Below are 17,093 nucleotides of genomic sequence, written 5' to 3' on the forward strand. Positions count from 1 at the left end.
GGCGTGCCGCGACCACGGAGTCCGGTCTCGTGGTCGTCGACAAGCCGATCGACTGGACGTCGCACGACGTCGTCGGTCGCACCCGCCGGCTCGCCGGCACGCGCAAGGTCGGCCACGCCGGCACCCTCGACCCGATGGCGACGGGCGTCCTCGTGCTCGGCGTCAACCGCGCCACGCGCCTGCTCGGGCACGTGGCGGGTGCCGACAAGGAGTACCTCGCCACGATCTCGCTCGGCGCGACCACCGTCACCGACGACGCGCAGGGTGAGGAGACCTCCGTCGCCGACGCCTCGGCGCTCGCGATCGACGACGTCCGCGCGGCCATGGAGCCGCTGACGGGCGCGATCGAGCAGGTGCCGTCGTCGGTCTCGGCGATCAAGGTCGACGGCCAGCGCGCCTACGCGCGCGTGCGGTCGGGCGAACAGGTCGAGCTCAAGGCGCGACCCGTCGTCGTCTCGACGTTCGAGCTGCTCGAGTTCGAGCCGGGGGAGCGTGCCGTCGCCCGTGTCCGCGTGGAGTGCTCGAGCGGCACCTACGTCCGCGCGCTCGCGCGCGACCTCGGTGCCGCACTCGGCGTGGGCGGTCACCTCACCAGCCTGCGTCGCACCCGCGTCGGCGGCTTCACGCTCGACCAGGCGCGCACCCTGGACCAGCTGGGGGAGCACTTCGAGATGGTCGGCCTCGACGACGCGGCGCGTGCCGCGTTCACCGCGGTCGAGCTCGACGAGGACCAGGCTCGCGACGTGCGGTACGGCCGCGCGCTGCCCGGGCTCTCGGTCCCGTCGGGCAAGCCGGTGGCGATGTTCGCGCCCGATGGCTCCTTCCTCGCGCTGTACGAGGCCGCGGGCTCCGGGGCGCGCCCGGTCGCGGTCTTCGTGTGAGACCACCTAGGCTGAGCGCCATGTCGCTCCGGTCGTCCCACCCCCGCGGTTGGCTCCGCCGGTTCCTCCTCGGCGCCCTCCTCGTGCAGGTCGGCGCCGTCGTCTCGCTGATGACGGCGACGTCGGTGCGCAAGCGCCTGCGCGGCAAGGGCACCGAGCCGCTGCCGCGCATCGAGGCCGACCACTTCACCATCGGCGGCGGCAACGAGGTCCAGGTCTACGTCTCCGGCGAGGCCCTCTACGACGACATGCTGACGGCGATCGCCGGCGCCCGGAAGCGGATCCTGCTGGAGTCCTACATCATCAAGGCCGACGCGATGGGGCGCCGCTTCCGTGCGGCGCTGCGCGAGGCGGCCGGCCGCGGCGTCGAGGTCTGCGTGGTCTACGACGGCTTCGCGAACCTCGTGGTCCCGCCGAGCTTCTTCCGCTTCGGCCACGGCGTGCGGATGATGCGCTACCCGATCCTGCCGCACCGGCTCGCGTTCTTCAGCCCTCGCGCGTGGGGCCGCAACCACCGCAAGATCCTCGTCGTCGACGACACGATCGGCTTTGTCGGCGGGTACAACATCGGCAGCCTCTACGCCGACGAGTGGCGCGACACGCACGTGGCGGTCACCGGGCCCGCGGTGTGGGACCTGGAGAACGCGTTCATCGACTTCTGGAACGACGTCCGGCCGCACGAGAGCATGACCGCGCTGTCGGAGTCCACGTGGGACCCGCACGTGCGCGCGCACCGCAACGTGCCGCGGCAGCTGATCTACCCGATCCGTGGGATGTACCTCGAGGCGATCGACCGGGCGACCGAGACGATCGAGATCACGCAGGCGTACTTCATCCCCGACCAGAACATCCTGCAGGCGCTCATCGACGCCAGCCGTCGCGGCGTGCAGGTGCGCATCCTCGTGCCGAAGGTCTCGAACCACGTGGTCGCCGACTTCGTCGCCCGTGGCTACTTCGGCCCCCTGCTCGACGCCGGCGTGGAGATCCTGCGCTACAGCGACCACATGGTGCACGCGAAGACGATGACGGTCGACGGCGAGTGGTCCACGATCGGCACCGCCAACATCGACCGGCTCAGCCTCACGGGCAACTACGAGATCAACCTCGAGATCCTCGACGAGGGCCTGGCGAAGGGGATGCGCCGCATCTTCGAGCGCGACGCCGAGAGCGCGCAGGTCCTCGACGCCGAGACGTGGCGCGAGCGCCCCACGATCGCCCGCCTCTACGAGCGCCTCATGCGCCCCTGGCGGCCGCTCGTCTGACCGTGCGGCGTTCATGAGAGTCCTCTCACGAACGTCTCACGGAGGCTTCACGGCCGGGCCCGAGAGTGGAGGCAACGACACTCGAGGAGGATGCATGAACAACCTAGTGCGCACCGGCATCGCGACCCTGGCCGGAACGATCGCCCTGACGACCGGAGGCGTCGTCGTGGCGCAGGCGGCCGTGGGCGGGCAGACCGACCCGGCCAAGCGCGAGGACGCCACCAGCAGCGTGGTGACCACGGTGGACGACGAGCCCACGCCGGATCCCGATCCGACGGCCGACCCCACCGCCGACCCGACGCAGAACACGCTGAAGACGACGGTGTCGGCGCAGACGACCTCGGCGACCGCCGGGGCCGACGACCCGACGGCCAACACGGTGCAGTCGCGTCAGACGGTGCAGACCCGCCCGAGCGCCCCGTCGCGCCAGACGGTGCAGACGAAGCAGTCGCGCCCGAGCGCCCCGTCGAAGCAGACGGCGCCGAGCAAGCAGACCGCCGCGTCGAAGCAGTCCGCCAACACGCGCGGCACCAACTGATGCCCACCCCCGCAGCGTCCGGCACCCCGGCGGCAGACCTGCCGCCGGGGCTCGTCGGGCTCTCCGAGCTCGGCGGCGGCGTCCACCACGAGGTGTGGCTCGCGTACGACGAGTCGCGCCTGGCGCCCGTCGTCGTGAAGATCCTGCGGCCCGAGCTGGTCCGCGACGCCGACGCGGTGGCGAGCACCCTGCGCGAGATCGAGGTGCTGTCGCAGCTGGCGCACCCGTCGATCGTGCGGCTCTACGACTTCGACGACGGCGCCGAGCGCCCGTACCTCGTCCAGGAGCATCTCGACGGCCCCACGCTGTCGGCCCTCATCTTCCGCGACGGTCCCGTGCAGCTGCACCAGCTGCTGCCGCTCGCGCTCGAGCTCGCCGGGGGAGTGCACTACCTGCACGCCCGTGGCCTGCTGCACCTCGACGTGAAGCCCAGCAACGTCATCATGGGCGCGCCGGCGAAGCTCATCGACCTGAGCCTCACGCTGGACCTCGACACCGCCGCCGCGCTGGACTACCCGGTCGGCAGCGACGAGTACATGCCGCCCGAGCAGTGCGACCCGGTCACGCACGGGCCGATCGGTCCGGCTGCCGACGTCTGGTCGATCGGCGCGACGCTGTACCGCGCGGCGGTCGGCCACCGCGCCTGGCGCTTCGGCGGCGACGACCGCTGGCCCCAGCTGAGCACGCCGCCCGCGCCGATGCCGGAGTTCGTCCCCGCGCCGGTGCGCGATCTCGTGATGGAGTGCCTCGCGTTCGACCCCGCCGACCGGCCCACGACGGTCGAGGTCGTGGAGCGGATCGAGCCCCTGCTCGCGGCGCTGCCCTCGGCGCGTCTCGCGGGCTTCAGCCTGCGTCGCTGAGCGCGCTCAGCCGGCCCGGTAGCCGACGCCTCGCACCGTGGTGACGAGCTCCGGGCCGAGCTTCTTGCGCAGGTACCCGACGTAGACGTCGACGATGTTCGAGCCCGGGTCGAAGTCGTACCCCCACACGTGCGAGAGCAGCTGCTCGCGCGACAGGGCCTGGCCGCGGTGGCGCAGCAGCACCTCGGCGAGGGCGAACTCACGGGCCGACAGATCGACCTCGCGGTCGCCGACGAACGCGCGTCGGCTGCGGACGTCGAGTCGCACGTCTCCGGCCGACAGGTCCTCGCTCACGACCGTCTCGGTGGTGGTGCGCAGCCGCAGGCGCACCCGCGCGACCAGCTCGGCGAAGCGGAACGGCTTGCTCATGTAGTCGGCCGCGCCGCCTTCGAGCGCCGCGACCGTGTCGGTGACGGAGTCGCGCGCCGTGAGGACGATGACCGGGAGCGTCGAGCGCTCCTCGCGCAGCCGCCGCAGGACCGTGTAGCCGTCCATGCCGGGCAGGCCGATGTCGAGCACGATGAGGTCGAACTCGCCGCTGAGCGCGTAGTCGAGCCCCGTGATCCCGTCGGCGACGACGGTGGGCGTGAAGCCCTCGGAGCGCAGGCCCTTGGCGACGAAGGAGGCGATGCGCTCCTCGTCCTCGACCACCAGGATCCGGCTCATGTCACCGATCCTGCACCCTCGGCAGGCGCAGCCGGAACACGGCCCCCGAGCCGGTGGGCGGATCGTCGAGGACGACCGTGCCGCCGTGCGCCTCGGCGATCGCGCTCACGATCGACAGGCCGAGGCCGAAGCCGTCGTGCGAGCCGGTGGTGGTGAAGCGGTCGAAGATCTCGTCGCGCAGCTCGGTCGGCACGCCGGGGCCCGTGTCGGCCACCCAGAGCTCGATCGAGCTCGAGGTCGCGCCGGAGCCGATCGTGATCGTGTCGCCGTCCTGCGTGTGCCGCACGGCGTTGTCGGCGAACTGGAGCAGCGCCTGCGTGATGCGCTGGCCGTCGAGCATGGCCTCGCCCACCGCGGACAGATCGGTGCGCCAGTCCCGGTCGGCGAGCGCTCGTGAGCGGGCGGCGACGCCCTCGCCCAAGGTCTGGAGGTCGACCGGCTCGAGCCGGATGAAGTCGGGACGTCGTGCCTTGGCCAGCACGAGCAGCTCGTCCACGAGGCGCGACATGCGGTCGATCTCGTCGAGCAGCAGCGCCTTCGTCTCGTCGACCTCGGCCGGGTCGTCCGGGTCCATGAGCTCGATGTGGCCGCGCAGGACGGTCAGTGGCGTGCGCAGCTCGTGGCCGGCGTCGTCGAGCATCTGCCTCTGGGTGGAGAAGGCGGCCTCCAGCCGGTCGAGCATGTCGTTGAAGGTGACCTGGAGGTCCGTGAGGTCGTCGTGTCCGGTGACCTCGAGCCGTTCGTCCAGGGAGCCCGCGCTGATGTCGCGGGCCGTGTCGCGCAGCCGGCTGAGGGGCTGCAGCAGGCGTCCGGCGAGCCAGGACGACGCGGCCAGCACCACCACGAGCGCGAGCAGGCCGACGAGCGCGTACGTGATGAGCAGGTCGTTGAGCTGCTCCGTGGCCTCGGTCCGGTCGCGGGTCACGACGAGCGCCGCGGCGGCATCACCCTGCTGCACCGGCAGCACACCCACCCGGTAGCGCTCGCCACCCGCGGTGAAGTCGCGCAGGCCGCCCGTCGCGCGCAGGTCCTCGACGAGCGCGGAGAACCGGGGCGAGTCGAGCAGGTTGCGGTCGGCGTCGCCGATGTACGACGGGCCACCCGTCGTGGGGAACATCCAGACGATCTCGCCGTCGTCGGGCAGCGTGCGTGCCAGGAACTCCGACAGCCGCGCGTCGGCCCCGACGGTCGGCTCGGTGGCGAACGCCGTGCGGAACTCGGCGAACTCCTGGCTGATGGCGGCGTCGATGCTCTGGTCGATCCGGCGCGACTCCACGACCCACATCGAGACGCCGGCGGCCAGCAGCGCGGCTCCGACGAGCAGCCCGATCGCGGCGATCAGGCGACTGCGGACGGAGAACGAGGGCCGGCCCGGCCTCACCACGCCCGGCTCCGCCGGCGCGACTCAGTCGTCGTCATCGGGGTCGTCACGGTCGTCGAGGTCATCGTCGTCATCATCATCGTCGTCGTCCACCCGGCGCGGCGAGGGCTTCACCTGGCTGGGCTCGGGCTGCGTCGGCGTCGCGGTGGTCGGCGTGGGGCTGGGGGTCGGGCTGGGCGTGGGCGTCGGGTCGACGGTCTCGCTCACGGCGGAGGGGTCGATGACGACCGGCTCGACCGTGCCGTCGGATCCCTGCGCCGGGCTCAGCCGGCCGACGAGCACGCCCCCGAGGACGAGGACGACGGCGCCGAGCAGGCCGGCGACGAGCAGGGAGCGGGGGGACATGCTCCCATTCTCGCGGTTCCGGCGCCGATGCGAATGAGGTCTCGATGAGAGTCCGTGCCCGCTCACCGGAACGCCGGCGCGCGCGGCGGCGGATCGACGGCACCCTTGCGCAGCATCGGCAGCACGCGGGCGGGCACCAGCTCGGACAGCACGATCACGCTGCTGGTGCGGGCCACGGAGCCCGAGCCGCTGATGTGCAGCAGCGTGTCCTTGAGGTCCTCGTGCGAGGTGGCGGCGATCTTGCAGACGATGTCGGCGTCGCCGCTGGTGATGAACGCCTCCAGCACGTTGGGCAGCGACTCGAGCTCCTCGGTGACGTCGGCGATCGAGCCCTGCACGATCTGCAGGGTCACGAAGGCCTGCACGGGGTGGCCGGCGGCGGCGAGGTCGATGTCGGGGGCGTAGCCGGTGATGACGCCGGCCTCCTCCATCTTGCGCAGCCGGGACTGCACGGTCGCTCGGGCGACGCCGAGGAGGCGCGACAGCTCGAGGTCGCCGACACGGGGGTGGGTGTGCATCGCGTCGATCAGGGCGACGTCCAATCGGTCCAACATGACCTGAGCCTAGCAATCTGACCAGTTCACGACCGTCCTTCCTGCGCGGAATGACAGGTATGACCACCTCCACGTGAGCCGGTTGCCCACTCGGCACCGTGGGTGTGTCCTGAGTCACATGAGCCTCGACCTCACGGATGCCGAACGCCTCGCCCACCTCGACCTCGAGCAGCTCCAGCAGCTCGTCGGACTCGTCGAGCACGACCCCTCGACCGATCCCTTCCCGGTGACCGGCTGGGACGCGATCGTGTGGAACGTCGGCAACGCGACGCAGTCGGCGCACTTCTTCATGTCGGCCTACCGGATGGACCTCGTGGCCTACTCCGGCCCCGAGACCGGCAACCGCGACCACCACGCCTTCGTGCTGGCCAGCGGCGCGGTCCGCTTCGTCCTGAAGGGCGGCGTCGACCCCGAGAGTCCGGTGCTGGACCACCACCGCCGACACGGCGACGGCATCGTCGACATCGCCCTCGAGGTGCCCGACGTGGACACGTGCGTCGAGCAGGCGCGGCGGCAGGGCGCGACGATCCTCGAGGAGCCCCACGACGTCAGCGACGAGCACGGCACCGTGCGGATGGCTGCGATCGCCGCCTATGGCGAGACTCGCCACTCGCTGGTCGACCGCAGCCGCTACTCGGGCCCCTACCTGCCCGGCTACGTCGAGCGGACGTCCACGATGAAGCGTCCCGAGGGCGCGCCGAAGCGCATCTTCCAGGCGCTCGACCACGTCGTCGGCAACGTCGAGCTGGGCCACATGGACGAGTGGGTCGACTTCTACAACCGGGTCATGGGCTTCACCAACATGGCCGAGTTCGTCGGCGACGACATCGCCACGGAGTACAGCGCCCTGATGAGCAAGGTGGTCGCCAGCGGCAACCACCGCGTGAAGTTCCCGCTCAACGAGCCCGCGATGGGCAAGAAGAAGTCGCAGATCGACGAGTACCTGGAGTTCTACGGCGGCCCGGGCGCCCAGCACCTGGCGCTGGCCACGAACGACATCCTCGCGACGGTCGACTGGCTGCGTGACGCCGGCGTCCAGTTCCTCGACACGCCCGACTCGTACTACACCGACCCCGCGCTGCGGGAGCGGATCGGCGAGGTCCGCGTGCCCATCGAGGAGCTGCAGCGTCGCGGCATCCTCGTCGACCGCGACGAGGACGGCTACCTGCTGCAGATCTTCACCAAGCCCGTCGGCGACCGGCCCACGGTCTTCTTCGAGCTCATCGAGCGCCACGGGTCGCTGGGCTTCGGCAAGGGCAACTTCCAGGCGCTGTTCGAGGCGATCGAGCGCGAGCAGGCCCGGCGAGGGAACTTCTAGGACGGTCGGACATGGCCCACTACCGCAGCGCGGGGCTGGTCCCGCCGAAGCGCCACACCCAGCACCGGGCGCCCGACGGCTCGCTCTACCGCGAGGAGCTGATGGGGGAGGAGGGCTTCAGCTCGGACTCCTCCCTGCTCTACCACGTGGGCGTGCCCTCGGCGATCGTCGAGGCGCGCACGTGGCAGCTGCCCGACCAGGCGACGACGCCGAACGAGCCCCTGCTCCCGCGGCACCTCAAGCTGCACGACCTGTTCACCGACGCCGAGCGCGACCTCGTGCGCGGCCGGCGGCTCGTGCTGGGCAACGGCGACGTGCGGATCTCGTACGCCGTGGGCGCCGAGGCCTCACCGCTCTACCGCAACGCCACGGGGGACGAGTGCGTCTTCGTCGAGGCCGGCAGCGGCGTGCTCGAGACCGTGTTCGGGCACCTCGCGTTCGGGCCGGGCGACTACCTGCTGGTGCCGCGCGCGACGACGCACCGCTGGGTGCCCGACGGCCCCGTCCGCGCCTACTGCATCGAGGCGAACAGCCACATCGGTCCGCCGAAGCGCTACCTCTCGCGCTACGGCCAGCTGCTGGAGCACGCGCCCTACTGCGAGCGCGACCTGCGTGGACCCGGCCAGCCGGAGGTGCGCGACGAGACCGACGTCGAGGTCTACGTGAAGCACCGTGGCTCGGGCCCGGGCGGGCTCTCGGGGTCGGTGCACGTCGTGCCCCGGCACCCGTTCGACGTCGTCGGGTGGGACGGCTGCCTGTACCCCTACGCGTTCAACGTCGCCGACTTCGAGCCGATCACCGGCCGTGTCCACCAGCCGCCGCCGGTGCACCAGGTGTTCGAGGGGAACAACTTCGTCATCTGCAACTTCGTGCCGCGCAAGGTCGACTACCACCCGCTGGCGATCCCGGTGCCGTACTACCACTCGAACGTCGACTCCGACGAGATCATGTTCTACGTCGACGGCGACTACGAGGCGCGCAAGGGCTCGGGCATCGGCAAGGGCTCGATCTCGGTGCACCCGGGCGGGCACTCGCACGGCCCGCAGCCCTCGGCGATCGAGGCGAGCCTGGGTGCCGAATCCTTCGACGAGCTGGCCGTCATGGTCGACACGTTCCGACCGCTCGAACTGGGCGAGGGCGGCCGCGCGGTGGACGACGGCGTCTACCACCTGTCGTGGGGGCGCTCGTGACGGCGGCGTTCGACGCGTTCTTCGACGACGCCGCGATCTTCCCGCCGGGCGACGCGCCCGTGGACGTCGCGGTCAAGGACCACCTGGCGCGCGCCGGAGCCGGGGACGGCGTGCACGTGGGACCGCTCGTGTGCGACGTCCCACGCCTGCCCGCGCTCCTCGACGCGGCGGTCCGTCCGGTGCGCGTCTCGGTGGTGGGCACCGCGGAGGAGCTCGCACCGGCGCTCCGCGCGCTGATGGGCACGCCCGTCGAGCCGGTCGCGGCCGAGGTGCGCGGACCGATCCACCTCCTGCCCGACCTGCCGGTGCACCAGATCGCGGTCGAGATGCCCTGGGGAGCGGGGTTCCGTGTTCCTCCGGGGGCGGTGCTGAAGCTGCGCTGCGGGGGCGCGTACGTGCCGACCCCGGAGGAGCTCGGGACCGCGATCGTCCACTGCGTCGAGCACGGCCGGCCGTTCAAGCTGACGGCCGGCCTGCACGCGGCGATCGCGCACGACGGCGCCCACGGCTTCGTCAACGTCATGGCGGCGGTCGTCGCGGCGCACCACGGCCAGGACCCCGTCCCGGTGCTCACGGCGGCGGCGGACGACCTCGACCTCGAGTCCCTGGGCGAGGCGCGCCGGCTGTTCCGCTCGGTGGGCACGTGCAGCATCGACGAGCCGCTGGGCCACCTGCGCGCGCTGGGCCTGCTGCGATGACGGACTTCGGGACGACGACGCTGCCGTACTGCAGCTTCACCGCCGACGATCTCGACGGACCGCGGGTGGGCGTGGGCGTCGGCGAGGGCGTGCTGGACCTGACCGGGCTCGCCCCGGCGCTGCTGCCGGACCTGGCCCCCCTGTTCGCCGACGGCACCCTCGATGCGCTGCTGGCGACCGACCGCGAGACGTGGTCGGTCGTCCGGACCGCCCTCCTCGAGCACGTCTCGGGCTCCCCGGAGGTGCGCGACGCGTCGGGCGTCGAGCTCCGCCTGCCCTTCACCGTGGCCGACTACGTGGACTTCTACGCCTCGCGCCACCACGCGACGAACGTCGGCCGGATCTTCCGTCCCGACGGCGAGCCGCTGACGCCGAACTGGAACCACCTGCCGATCGGCTACCACGGCCGCGCGGGCACGGTCGTCGTCTCGGGCACGCCCGTCCGGAGGCCCTCGGGCCAGGTGCGGTCCGCTGACGGCACGATCTCGTTCGGGCCGAGCGCGAGGCTCGACATCGAGGCCGAGGTCGGCTTCGTCGTCGGCACCGGCACGGCCCTGGGCGAGTCGGTGCCGATCGGCCGCGCCGAGGACCACCTGTTCGGCGTCTGCCTCGTCAACGACTGGTCGGCGCGCGACATCCAGGCGTGGGAGTACGTGCCGCTCGGCCCGTTCCTGGGCAAGTCGTTCGCGACGTCGGTCTCTCCGTGGATCGTGCCCTGGGAGGCGCTCGCGGACGCGCGGATCGATCCACCACGACCCGAGGCGGACCTTCAGGACTACCTGCTGCCGGCGGGACACGGACTGGACCTCGAGCTCGAGGTCGCCGTCAACGGGACGGTCGTGGCGCGACCACCGTTCCGGACGATGGGCTGGACGCCGGCGCAGATGCTGGCGCACCTGACCGTGAACGGCGCGTCGCTGCGCCCGGGCGACCTGTTCGCCTCGGGGACGGTGAGCGGACCCGAGCGCGACCAGGTGGGCTCGCTGCTCGAGCTGACCTGGAACGGGACCGAGCCGCTGCGGCTCGACGACGGCTCCGAGCGCGGCTTCCTGCGCGACGGCGACCGCGTCGTCATCGCTGCGGTGGCCCGCACACACGACGGCCGAACCCTGCAGCTGGGCGAGGTCGAGGGGATCGTGGCCTGACGGCCACGGGGAGGAGCGAGATGTTCGAGGAAGGGCAGTACTTCGCACCCGTCGTCAAGAAGGGCGACGGCAGCGTGTCCGTGGAGCTGGGGGAGGGCCACCCCGGCCTCGACGACCCGGTCTACCGGGAGCGGCGCGACCGCATCGCCACCGCCGCCGCGCAGTGGCAGCCCGGCGATCCGGCGCCGCTCATCGACTACACCGACGAGGAGCACGAGGTGTGGCGCGTGGTCTGCGCGGACCTGCACGCGAAGCACCGCACCTACGCGTGCCGTGAGTACCTCGACGGCAAGGAGGCGTTCGGCCTGCCCGAGGACCACGTGCCGCAGCTGCACGAGCTGTCGGAGGCCCTCGCGCCGCTGACCGGCTTCGCGTACCAGCCCGCGGCCGGCCTGGTGCCGCTGCGCGACTTCTACGGCGCGCTGGCCGACAAGAGGTTCTGGGCGACGCAGTACGTGCGGCACCACTCGGTCCCGCTCTACACGCCCGAGCCCGACGTGCTGCACGAGGTCGTGGGCCACGGCAACACGCTCGCCGACCGCCGCTTCACCGACCTCTACGAGGCCGCCGGCGCCGCCGCTCGACGGGTGGAGTCCGACGAGGCGCTCGAGTTCGTCAGCAAGGTCTTCTGGTTCACGCTCGAGTTCGGCGTCGTGCACGAGACCGACGGGCTGAAGGCGTACGGCGCGGGCATCCTGTCGAGCCCCGGCGAGATCGAGGAGTTCCGCCAGATGACGATCCGGCCGCTCGACCTGGCCGACATGGGCACCACCGACTACGACATCACGCACTACCAGGAGGTGCTGTTCGCGGCGTCGTCCTTCGGGCAGGTGGAGGACGTGGTGGGCGGCTTCTGGGACACGTGCACCGACGACTCGATCGCCGCGCTGAGGCTCGCTGCCTGAGAACGCCGAGGCGCCATGTGGCAAAGTGACGCCGTGGCGATCTGGAAGGCGGTCGAGGGAGCTCCCGACACCTCGGTGTCCGAGCCGACGGCCGTGACGATCGGCAACTTCGACGGCGTGCACCGCGGACACCAGTCCCTGCTGGCCGCCACGCGCGCGGTCGCCGGCGACGTCGCCACCCTCGCCATCACGTTCGACCCGCACCCGGTCGCGATCTTCGCGCCCGACCGCGCGCCGGCCCGGCTGACCACCCTGGAGCGCCGGATCGAGCTGCTGCACGAGCACGGCGCCGACCACGTGCGCGTCCTGGACTTCTCACGGGAGATGGCCGCCTGGTCGCCCGACGAGTTCGTGCGGGCCGTCGTGCTCGACCAGTGCCACGCCCGGGCGGTCGTCGTGGGGGAGGGCTTCCGCTACGGCAGCCGGGCCTCCGGCTCGATCGAGTCGCTCGCGGAGTCCGGGCGCGCCCACGGCTTCACCGCGCAGGCGTCCGCCCTGGCGGGCGACGACGAGGCCTTCTCCTCCACGCGCGTGCGCGCCGCCGTCGCCGCGGGTGACGTCGAGCAGGCCACGGTGCTGCTGGGCCGCCCGCACGAGGTCGAAGGGGTCGTCGTCGAGGGAGACCGCCGCGGTCGCGAGCTGGGGTTCCCCACGGCCAACGTGCCGGTCGACGACACCTACGCGGTCCCGCCGGACGGCGTCTACGCCACGCGACTGCTGCTGCCCGACGGCACGCGCCTGCCCGGCGCCACCTCGGTCGGCACCAACCCCACCTTCGAGGGGGTCCGCGGACGCCGCGTGGAGACCTACGTGCTCGACCGCGAGGACCTCGACCTCTACGGCTCGCGCGTGCGCGTGGAATTCGTCGCGCGGCTGCGCGAGATGGTGGCGTACACGACGCTCGAGGCGCTCGTGGAGCAGATGCACCGCGACGTCGCGGACGCCCGCGTGGCCCTGCGCTCCTGACCGTGTGGCGATTGGCACCCGTCGTGCCCGCGCTGGTACCCTGATGGTTGCCGTCGAACGGCCACGGACAGAGAGTGCCCCGGTGAACAGGCCCGGGCGCGCCGTGCAACGGACACTCCAAGGAGAAACGTGTCGAAGAAGACCGCTGCCCCCACGGTGGCAAACATGTCGAAGCAGGACATCATCGCCGAGTACGCGACCGCTGAGGGCGACACCGGATCCCCCGAGGTCCAGATCGCGCTGCTCACGGGCCGCATCTCGCACCTGACCGAGCACCTCAAGGAGCACAAGCACGACCACCACAGCCGTCGTGGCCTGCTCCTGCTGGTCGGCCAGCGTCGCCGCCTGCTGAACTACCTGCAGAACAACGACATCGAGCGCTACCGCTCGCTCATCGAGCGTCTCGGTCTGCGCCGCTGAGGACGCGGGCGGTCATCCCCACGGGGATGGCCGCCCGTTCCGCATGCACCACAACTGAAGAAGAACCCACGACGAGGCCGGCGACTGCTCGGTCCTCGGTAGTGGCCCTCGGAGCCTCGGGCGCCGCGGGCCTCGATCGAAGACCGGCACCGGCCCGGGTCCTGTATGCGGACCGCTCCGGCGCAGCCGTCCTCGTCCCGACGAGCAGGGGAGCACCCCTGCAGAAGGGACACACATGTCCGACATCACCTCCGTGGAGACCGTGATCGACAACGGTCGATTCGGTACCCGCACCATCCGTCTCGAGACGGGTCTGCTGGCCCAGCAGGCCGCCGGCTCGGTCTCGGCGTTCCTCGACGACGACACGATGCTGCTCTCGGCCACCACGGCCGGCAAGCACCCCAAGGACCACTTCGACTTCTTCCCGCTGACGATCGACGTCGAGGAGCGCATGTACGCCGCGGGTCGCATCCCCGGCTCGTTCTTCCGCCGTGAGGGCCGCCCCAGCGAGGACGCGATCCTCACGTGCCGCCTGATCGACCGTCCGCTGCGCCCGACCTTCAAGAAGGGCCTGCGCAACGAGGTCCAGGTCGTCATCACGGTCCTGGCCCTCAACCCCGACACCCCCTACGACGTCCTGGCGATCAACGCCGCCTCGGCGTCCACGCAGATCTCGGGCCTGCCGTTCACCGGTCCCGTCGGCGCCACGCGCGTCGCGCTGATCGACGGCCAGTGGGTCGCGTTCCCGACGCACAGCCAGCTCGAGGAGGCCGTGTTCGACATGGTCGTCGCGGGCCGCATCGCGGGCGACGACGTCGCGATCATGATGGTCGAGGCCGAGTCCACCGAGAACACGTGGGAGCTCGTCCAGTCGGGCGTCCAGGCGCCCACCGAGACGATCGTCGCCGGTGGCCTCGAGGCCGCCAAGGTGGCCATCCGTCAGCTGTGCGAGGCCCAGGTCGAGCTCGCGTCCGCGGCCGCCAAGCCGGTCCAGGACTTCCCGGTCTTCCTCGACTACGAGGACGACGCGTACGAGGCCGTCCGCGAGATCGCGACCGCCGACCTCACCGAGGCCCTGACGATCGTCCGCAAGGCCGACCGCGAGGAGCGCGAGTCCGAGATCAAGGCAAACGTCGTCGAGCAGCTCGGCGAGCGCTTCGAGGGTCGCGAGAAGGAGCTCGGCGCCGCGCTGCGCTCGCTGACCAAGTCCCTCGTGCGCGAGCGCGTCCTGCGCGACAAGGTGCGCATCGACGGCCGCGGTCTGGCCGACATCCGCGCCCTGTCCGCCGAGGTCGGCGTGGTCCCGCGCGTGCACGGCTCGGCGCTGTTCCAGCGTGGCGAGACCCAGATCATGGGCATCACGACGCTGAACATGCTCGACCTGGAGCAGAAGCTCGACACGCTCTCGCCCGAGACGACGCGTCGCTACATGCACAACTACAACTTCCCGCCGTTCTCCACCGGTGAGACCGGACGCGTGGGCTCGCCCAAGCGTCGCGAGATCGGCCACGGCGCGCTCGCCGGCCGGGCCCTGCTGCCCGTCCTGCCGTCGCGCGAGGAGTTCCCGTACGCGATCCGTCAGGTCTCCGAGGCGCTGAGCTCCAACGGCTCCACCTCGATGGGCTCGGTCTGCGCGTCCACCCTGGGCCTGCTGAACGCGGGTGTGCCGCTGCGCGCCCCGGTCGCCGGCATCGCCATGGGCCTGATCTCCGGTGAGGTCGACGGCGAGCAGCAGTTCGTCACGCTGACCGACATCCTCGGAGCCGAGGACGCCTACGGCGACATGGACTTCAAGGTCGCCGGCACGCGTGACTTCGTCACCGCCCTGCAGCTGGACACCAAGCTCGACGGCATCCCCGCCGACGTGCTGGCCGGTGCCCTGCAGCAGGCGCACGACGCGCGGCAGACGATCCTCGACGTCATGGCCGAGGCCATCAGCGAGCCCGACGAGATGAGCCCCTACGCTCCGCGGATCATCACGGTGAAGGTCCCGGTCGACAAGATCGGCGAGGTCATCGGCCCGAAGGGCAAGATGATCAACCAGATCCAGGACGACACCGGCGCGAAGATCTCGATCGACGACGACGGCACCGTCTTCATCGGCGCCGAGGGTGGCGACGCGGCCGAGGCCGCGAAGGCCGCGATCAACGCGATCGCCAACCCGACGATGCCCGAGGTCGGCGAGCGCTACCTCGGCACGGTCGTCAAGACGGTCGACTTCGGCGCGTTCGTCTCGCTGCTGCCGGGCAAGGACGGCCTGCTGCACATCAGCAAGCTGCGTGAGCTCAACGGCGGCCAGCGCGTCAACAACGTCGACGACGTCGTCAAGGTCGGCGACAAGATCCAGGTCCAGATCGCCGAGGTCGGCGATCGCGGCAAGCTGTCGCTGGTCCCGGTCGTGGAGAAGGCCGACGAGCCCGCCGAGGAGGCGCAGGAGTCCACCGACGCCTGATCGTCACCGCTCGACCCCGCGAGGCCCCGCACCGAGAGGTGCGGGGCCTCGTCCCGTTCGGGGGACCCCTCGTCGCCCCATCGGCCCCTGTGGTCGCGAGTTTGGGAGCGCTCCCAAAATTCTCTTGACAGCGGCGTGTGACGCGGACCACACTGCATGGGAGCGCTCCCATGACGGGTGGGGGACTGACGGAAGGCACGACGTTGAATCGCACACGACGGATCGCCGCCTCCCTTGCCGCTGTCGTCGCCCTGGGTGGCCTGGCCGCCTGCGGCGGGAGCGACTCGGGCGAGGACGGGGACGACATCACCTTGCGGGTGAACCTGTTCGGCAAGTTCGGCTACACCGAGGCGTACAAGAAGTTCGAAGAGGCCCACCCGGGCGTCAAGATCGTGGAGACGGCCGAGGGAGACCTCGGCAAGTACAACACCAAGCTCACGCAGCAGATCGCCGCCGGCGGCGACGCGGGCGACGTGGTCGCGATCGAGGAGGGCCAGACGGTCGCCTTCCTCGCGGCCACCGACAAGTTCGTGAACCTGCAGGAGAAGGGCGGCAACGACCTCAAGGACCGCTGGCTGCCGTGGGTGTGGGACAAGGCCACGACCGGCGACGGCAAGACCACGATCGGCTACGGGACCGACGTCGGCGGCCTGGCCATGTGCTACCGCCGTGACCTGTTCGAGAAGGCGGGACTGCCCACCGACCGCGAGGAGGTCGGCAAGCTCTGGCCCACATGGGACGACTTCATCGCCACGGGCAAGAAGTTCCAGTCCGGCATCGGCGACGACAAGGTCGGGTTCATCGACTCCTCGACGAACACCTACAACTCGATCCTCATGCAGCAGGGCGACCACACCTACTTCGACCGCGAGGAGAACCTGGTGTTCGACACCAACCCGGCGGTGAAGACGGCGTGGGACTACGCGGTGGAGATCACCGAGGCCGACCTGTCCGCGCAGCTCAAGGCGTTCAGCGACGAGTGGAACGCGGGCTTCAAGAACGGCTCGTTCGCCACCGTGGCCTGCCCCGCCTGGATGACCGGCTACATCAAGGACCAGTCGGGCGAGGAGAACGCCGGCAAGTGGGACATCGCCACGGTGCCCGGCGGCGGGGGCAACTGGGGCGGCTCGTGGCTCGCGGTGCCCCAGACCAGCAAGCACCAGGAGATGGCGCTCGAGCTGATCGAGTACCTCAGCGACGAGGAGGGCCAGATGCTCGCCTTCGAGGCCGAGGGACGCCTGCCCTCCCTGCCGGCCCTGTACGACCAGCCCGAGCTGAAGGACGCCACCAACGCGTACTTCAACGAGGCGCCCATCGGCCAGCTGTTCGTGGCCGGTGCCGAGCAGCTCGAGCCGGTCTTCCTCGGCACCAAGAACGTCCCCGTCCGCGACGCGGTCGAGAACGCCCTGCGCAGTGTCGAGAACGGAGAGGTCCCGCCCGCCCAGGGCTGGGACGACGCCTCAGCCGCAGCCGAGAAGGCCGCACGCTGACGCACCCCTGACGCGGCCGGTG

The 17,093-nt window shown here is 71.1% G+C and carries 17 protein-coding genes; 13 read left to right on the forward strand and 4 right to left on the reverse strand.

Annotation, left to right across the window (positions count from 1 at the left end):
• Positions 1-29 precede the first annotated feature (29 nt).
• The 4 genes from truB (at position 30) to O3S82_RS06610 (ending at position 3,541) form a co-directional block, all read left to right on the forward strand.
• Entirely contained in the window at positions 30-881 is an 852-nt protein-coding gene (gene truB, locus O3S82_RS06595) for a tRNA pseudouridine(55) synthase TruB (protein WP_269306477.1), read from the forward strand.
• A gap of 20 nt (positions 882-901) precedes the next feature.
• The gene (locus O3S82_RS06600; RefSeq protein WP_269306479.1) at positions 902-2,143 is read left to right on the forward strand and encodes a phospholipase D-like domain-containing protein; all 1,242 of its coding nucleotides are present in this window, start codon (positions 902-904) and stop codon (positions 2,141-2,143) included.
• Positions 2,144-2,237: 94 nt separating this feature from the next.
• Complete coding sequence (locus O3S82_RS06605; RefSeq protein WP_269306481.1) at positions 2,238-2,681, forward strand: hypothetical protein; 444 nt, start codon at positions 2,238-2,240, stop codon at positions 2,679-2,681.
• Positions 2,681-3,541, forward strand: a complete 861-nt coding sequence (locus O3S82_RS06610; RefSeq protein ID WP_269306483.1) for a serine/threonine-protein kinase — start codon at positions 2,681-2,683, stop codon at positions 3,539-3,541. Before O3S82_RS06605 ends, O3S82_RS06610 begins: the two co-directional genes overlap by 1 nt.
• 6 nt (positions 3,542-3,547) lie before the next feature.
• Here the strand turns inward: O3S82_RS06610 and O3S82_RS06615 are convergent, their stop codons facing one another.
• The 4 genes from O3S82_RS06615 to O3S82_RS06630 form a co-directional block, all read right to left on the reverse strand.
• Entirely contained in the window at positions 3,548-4,207 is a 660-nt protein-coding gene (locus O3S82_RS06615) for a response regulator transcription factor (protein ID WP_179425094.1), read from the reverse strand.
• A gap of 1 nt (position 4,208) precedes the next feature.
• Positions 4,209-5,591 carry a sensor histidine kinase gene (locus O3S82_RS06620; protein WP_179425092.1) on the reverse strand — a complete coding sequence of 461 codons (1,383 nt, stop codon included), beginning with the start codon at positions 5,589-5,591 and terminating at the stop codon, positions 4,209-4,211.
• 21 nt (positions 5,592-5,612) lie between these two features.
• Positions 5,613-5,933 (reverse strand): hypothetical protein, encoded by a 321-nt coding sequence (locus tag O3S82_RS06625; protein WP_269306485.1) that lies wholly within the window; start codon positions 5,931-5,933, stop codon positions 5,613-5,615.
• A 62-nt stretch (positions 5,934-5,995) separates the two neighbouring features.
• Positions 5,996-6,487 carry an Lrp/AsnC family transcriptional regulator gene (locus O3S82_RS06630; RefSeq protein ID WP_179425088.1) on the reverse strand — a complete coding sequence of 164 codons (492 nt, stop codon included), beginning with the start codon at positions 6,485-6,487 and terminating at the stop codon, positions 5,996-5,998.
• Between the two features lie 118 nt (positions 6,488-6,605).
• Between O3S82_RS06630 and hppD the strand changes: the two genes are divergently transcribed.
• From hppD to O3S82_RS06675, 9 genes are all read left to right on the forward strand, one after another.
• The gene (gene hppD / locus O3S82_RS06635) at positions 6,606-7,805 is read left to right on the forward strand and encodes a 4-hydroxyphenylpyruvate dioxygenase (protein ID WP_269306488.1); all 1,200 of its coding nucleotides are present in this window, start codon (positions 6,606-6,608) and stop codon (positions 7,803-7,805) included.
• Positions 7,806-7,816: 11 nt separating this feature from the next.
• Positions 7,817-8,995: a homogentisate 1,2-dioxygenase gene (locus O3S82_RS06640; RefSeq protein ID WP_179425084.1), complete on the forward strand. Its 1,179-nt coding sequence runs from the start codon at positions 7,817-7,819 to the stop codon at positions 8,993-8,995.
• Positions 8,980-9,693: a hypothetical protein gene (locus O3S82_RS06645; protein ID WP_269306490.1), complete on the forward strand. Its 714-nt coding sequence runs from the start codon at positions 8,980-8,982 to the stop codon at positions 9,691-9,693. Before O3S82_RS06640 ends, O3S82_RS06645 begins: the two co-directional genes overlap by 16 nt.
• Positions 9,690-10,838: a fumarylacetoacetase gene (fahA, locus tag O3S82_RS06650; protein ID WP_269306492.1), complete on the forward strand. Its 1,149-nt coding sequence runs from the start codon at positions 9,690-9,692 to the stop codon at positions 10,836-10,838. The genes O3S82_RS06645 and fahA overlap by 4 nt, the downstream gene beginning before the upstream one ends.
• Positions 10,839-10,858: 20 nt before the next feature.
• Complete coding sequence (locus tag O3S82_RS06655) at positions 10,859-11,743, forward strand: phenylalanine 4-monooxygenase (protein ID WP_269306494.1); 885 nt, start codon at positions 10,859-10,861, stop codon at positions 11,741-11,743.
• 33 nt (positions 11,744-11,776) lie between these two features.
• Positions 11,777-12,709 carry a bifunctional riboflavin kinase/FAD synthetase gene (locus O3S82_RS06660; RefSeq protein WP_269306495.1) on the forward strand — a complete coding sequence of 311 codons (933 nt, stop codon included), beginning with the start codon at positions 11,777-11,779 and terminating at the stop codon, positions 12,707-12,709.
• Between the two features lie 165 nt (positions 12,710-12,874).
• Positions 12,875-13,129 carry a 30S ribosomal protein S15 gene (gene rpsO / locus O3S82_RS06665; protein ID WP_179425074.1) on the forward strand — a complete coding sequence of 85 codons (255 nt, stop codon included), beginning with the start codon at positions 12,875-12,877 and terminating at the stop codon, positions 13,127-13,129.
• 235 nt (positions 13,130-13,364) lie between these two features.
• Positions 13,365-15,581, forward strand: a complete 2,217-nt coding sequence (locus O3S82_RS06670; protein ID WP_179425066.1) for a polyribonucleotide nucleotidyltransferase — start codon at positions 13,365-13,367, stop codon at positions 15,579-15,581.
• A gap of 203 nt (positions 15,582-15,784) precedes the next feature.
• Positions 15,785-17,071, forward strand: a complete 1,287-nt coding sequence (locus O3S82_RS06675) for an ABC transporter substrate-binding protein (protein WP_218845803.1) — start codon at positions 15,785-15,787, stop codon at positions 17,069-17,071.
• Positions 17,072-17,093: the final 22 nt, after the last annotated feature.

Origin of the sequence: Aeromicrobium sp. HA, from assembly GCF_027171405.1 — a bacterium.
Classification (GTDB): Bacteria; Actinomycetota; Actinomycetes; order Propionibacteriales; family Nocardioidaceae; genus Aeromicrobium; species Aeromicrobium tamlense.

Excerpts from the sequence above, each read along its gene's own strand:
- O3S82_RS06655 (WP_269306494.1), top strand. The coding sequence starts at position 10,859 with ATGTTCGAGGAAGGGCAGTACTTCGCACCCGTCGTCAAGAAGGGCGAC.
- O3S82_RS06670 (WP_179425066.1), top strand. The coding sequence starts at position 13,365 with ATGTCCGACATCACCTCCGTGGAGACCGTGATCGACAACGGTCGATTC.
- rpsO (WP_179425074.1), top strand. The coding sequence starts at position 12,875 with ATGTCGAAGCAGGACATCATCGCCGAGTACGCGACCGCTGAGGGCGAC.
- O3S82_RS06610 (WP_269306483.1), top strand. The coding sequence starts at position 2,681 with ATGCCCACCCCCGCAGCGTCCGGCACCCCGGCGGCAGACCTGCCGCCG.
- fahA (WP_269306492.1), top strand. The coding sequence starts at position 9,690 with ATGACGGACTTCGGGACGACGACGCTGCCGTACTGCAGCTTCACCGCC.
- O3S82_RS06605 (WP_269306481.1), top strand. The coding sequence starts at position 2,238 with ATGAACAACCTAGTGCGCACCGGCATCGCGACCCTGGCCGGAACGATC.
- hppD (WP_269306488.1), top strand. The coding sequence starts at position 6,606 with ATGAGCCTCGACCTCACGGATGCCGAACGCCTCGCCCACCTCGACCTC.
- O3S82_RS06615 (WP_179425094.1), bottom strand. The coding sequence starts at position 4,207 with ATGAGCCGGATCCTGGTGGTCGAGGACGAGGAGCGCATCGCCTCCTTC.
- O3S82_RS06625 (WP_269306485.1), bottom strand. The coding sequence starts at position 5,933 with ATGTCCCCCCGCTCCCTGCTCGTCGCCGGCCTGCTCGGCGCCGTCGTC.
- O3S82_RS06640 (WP_179425084.1), top strand. The coding sequence starts at position 7,817 with ATGGCCCACTACCGCAGCGCGGGGCTGGTCCCGCCGAAGCGCCACACC.
- O3S82_RS06630 (WP_179425088.1), bottom strand. The coding sequence starts at position 6,487 with ATGTTGGACCGATTGGACGTCGCCCTGATCGACGCGATGCACACCCAC.
- O3S82_RS06600 (WP_269306479.1), top strand. The coding sequence starts at position 902 with ATGTCGCTCCGGTCGTCCCACCCCCGCGGTTGGCTCCGCCGGTTCCTC.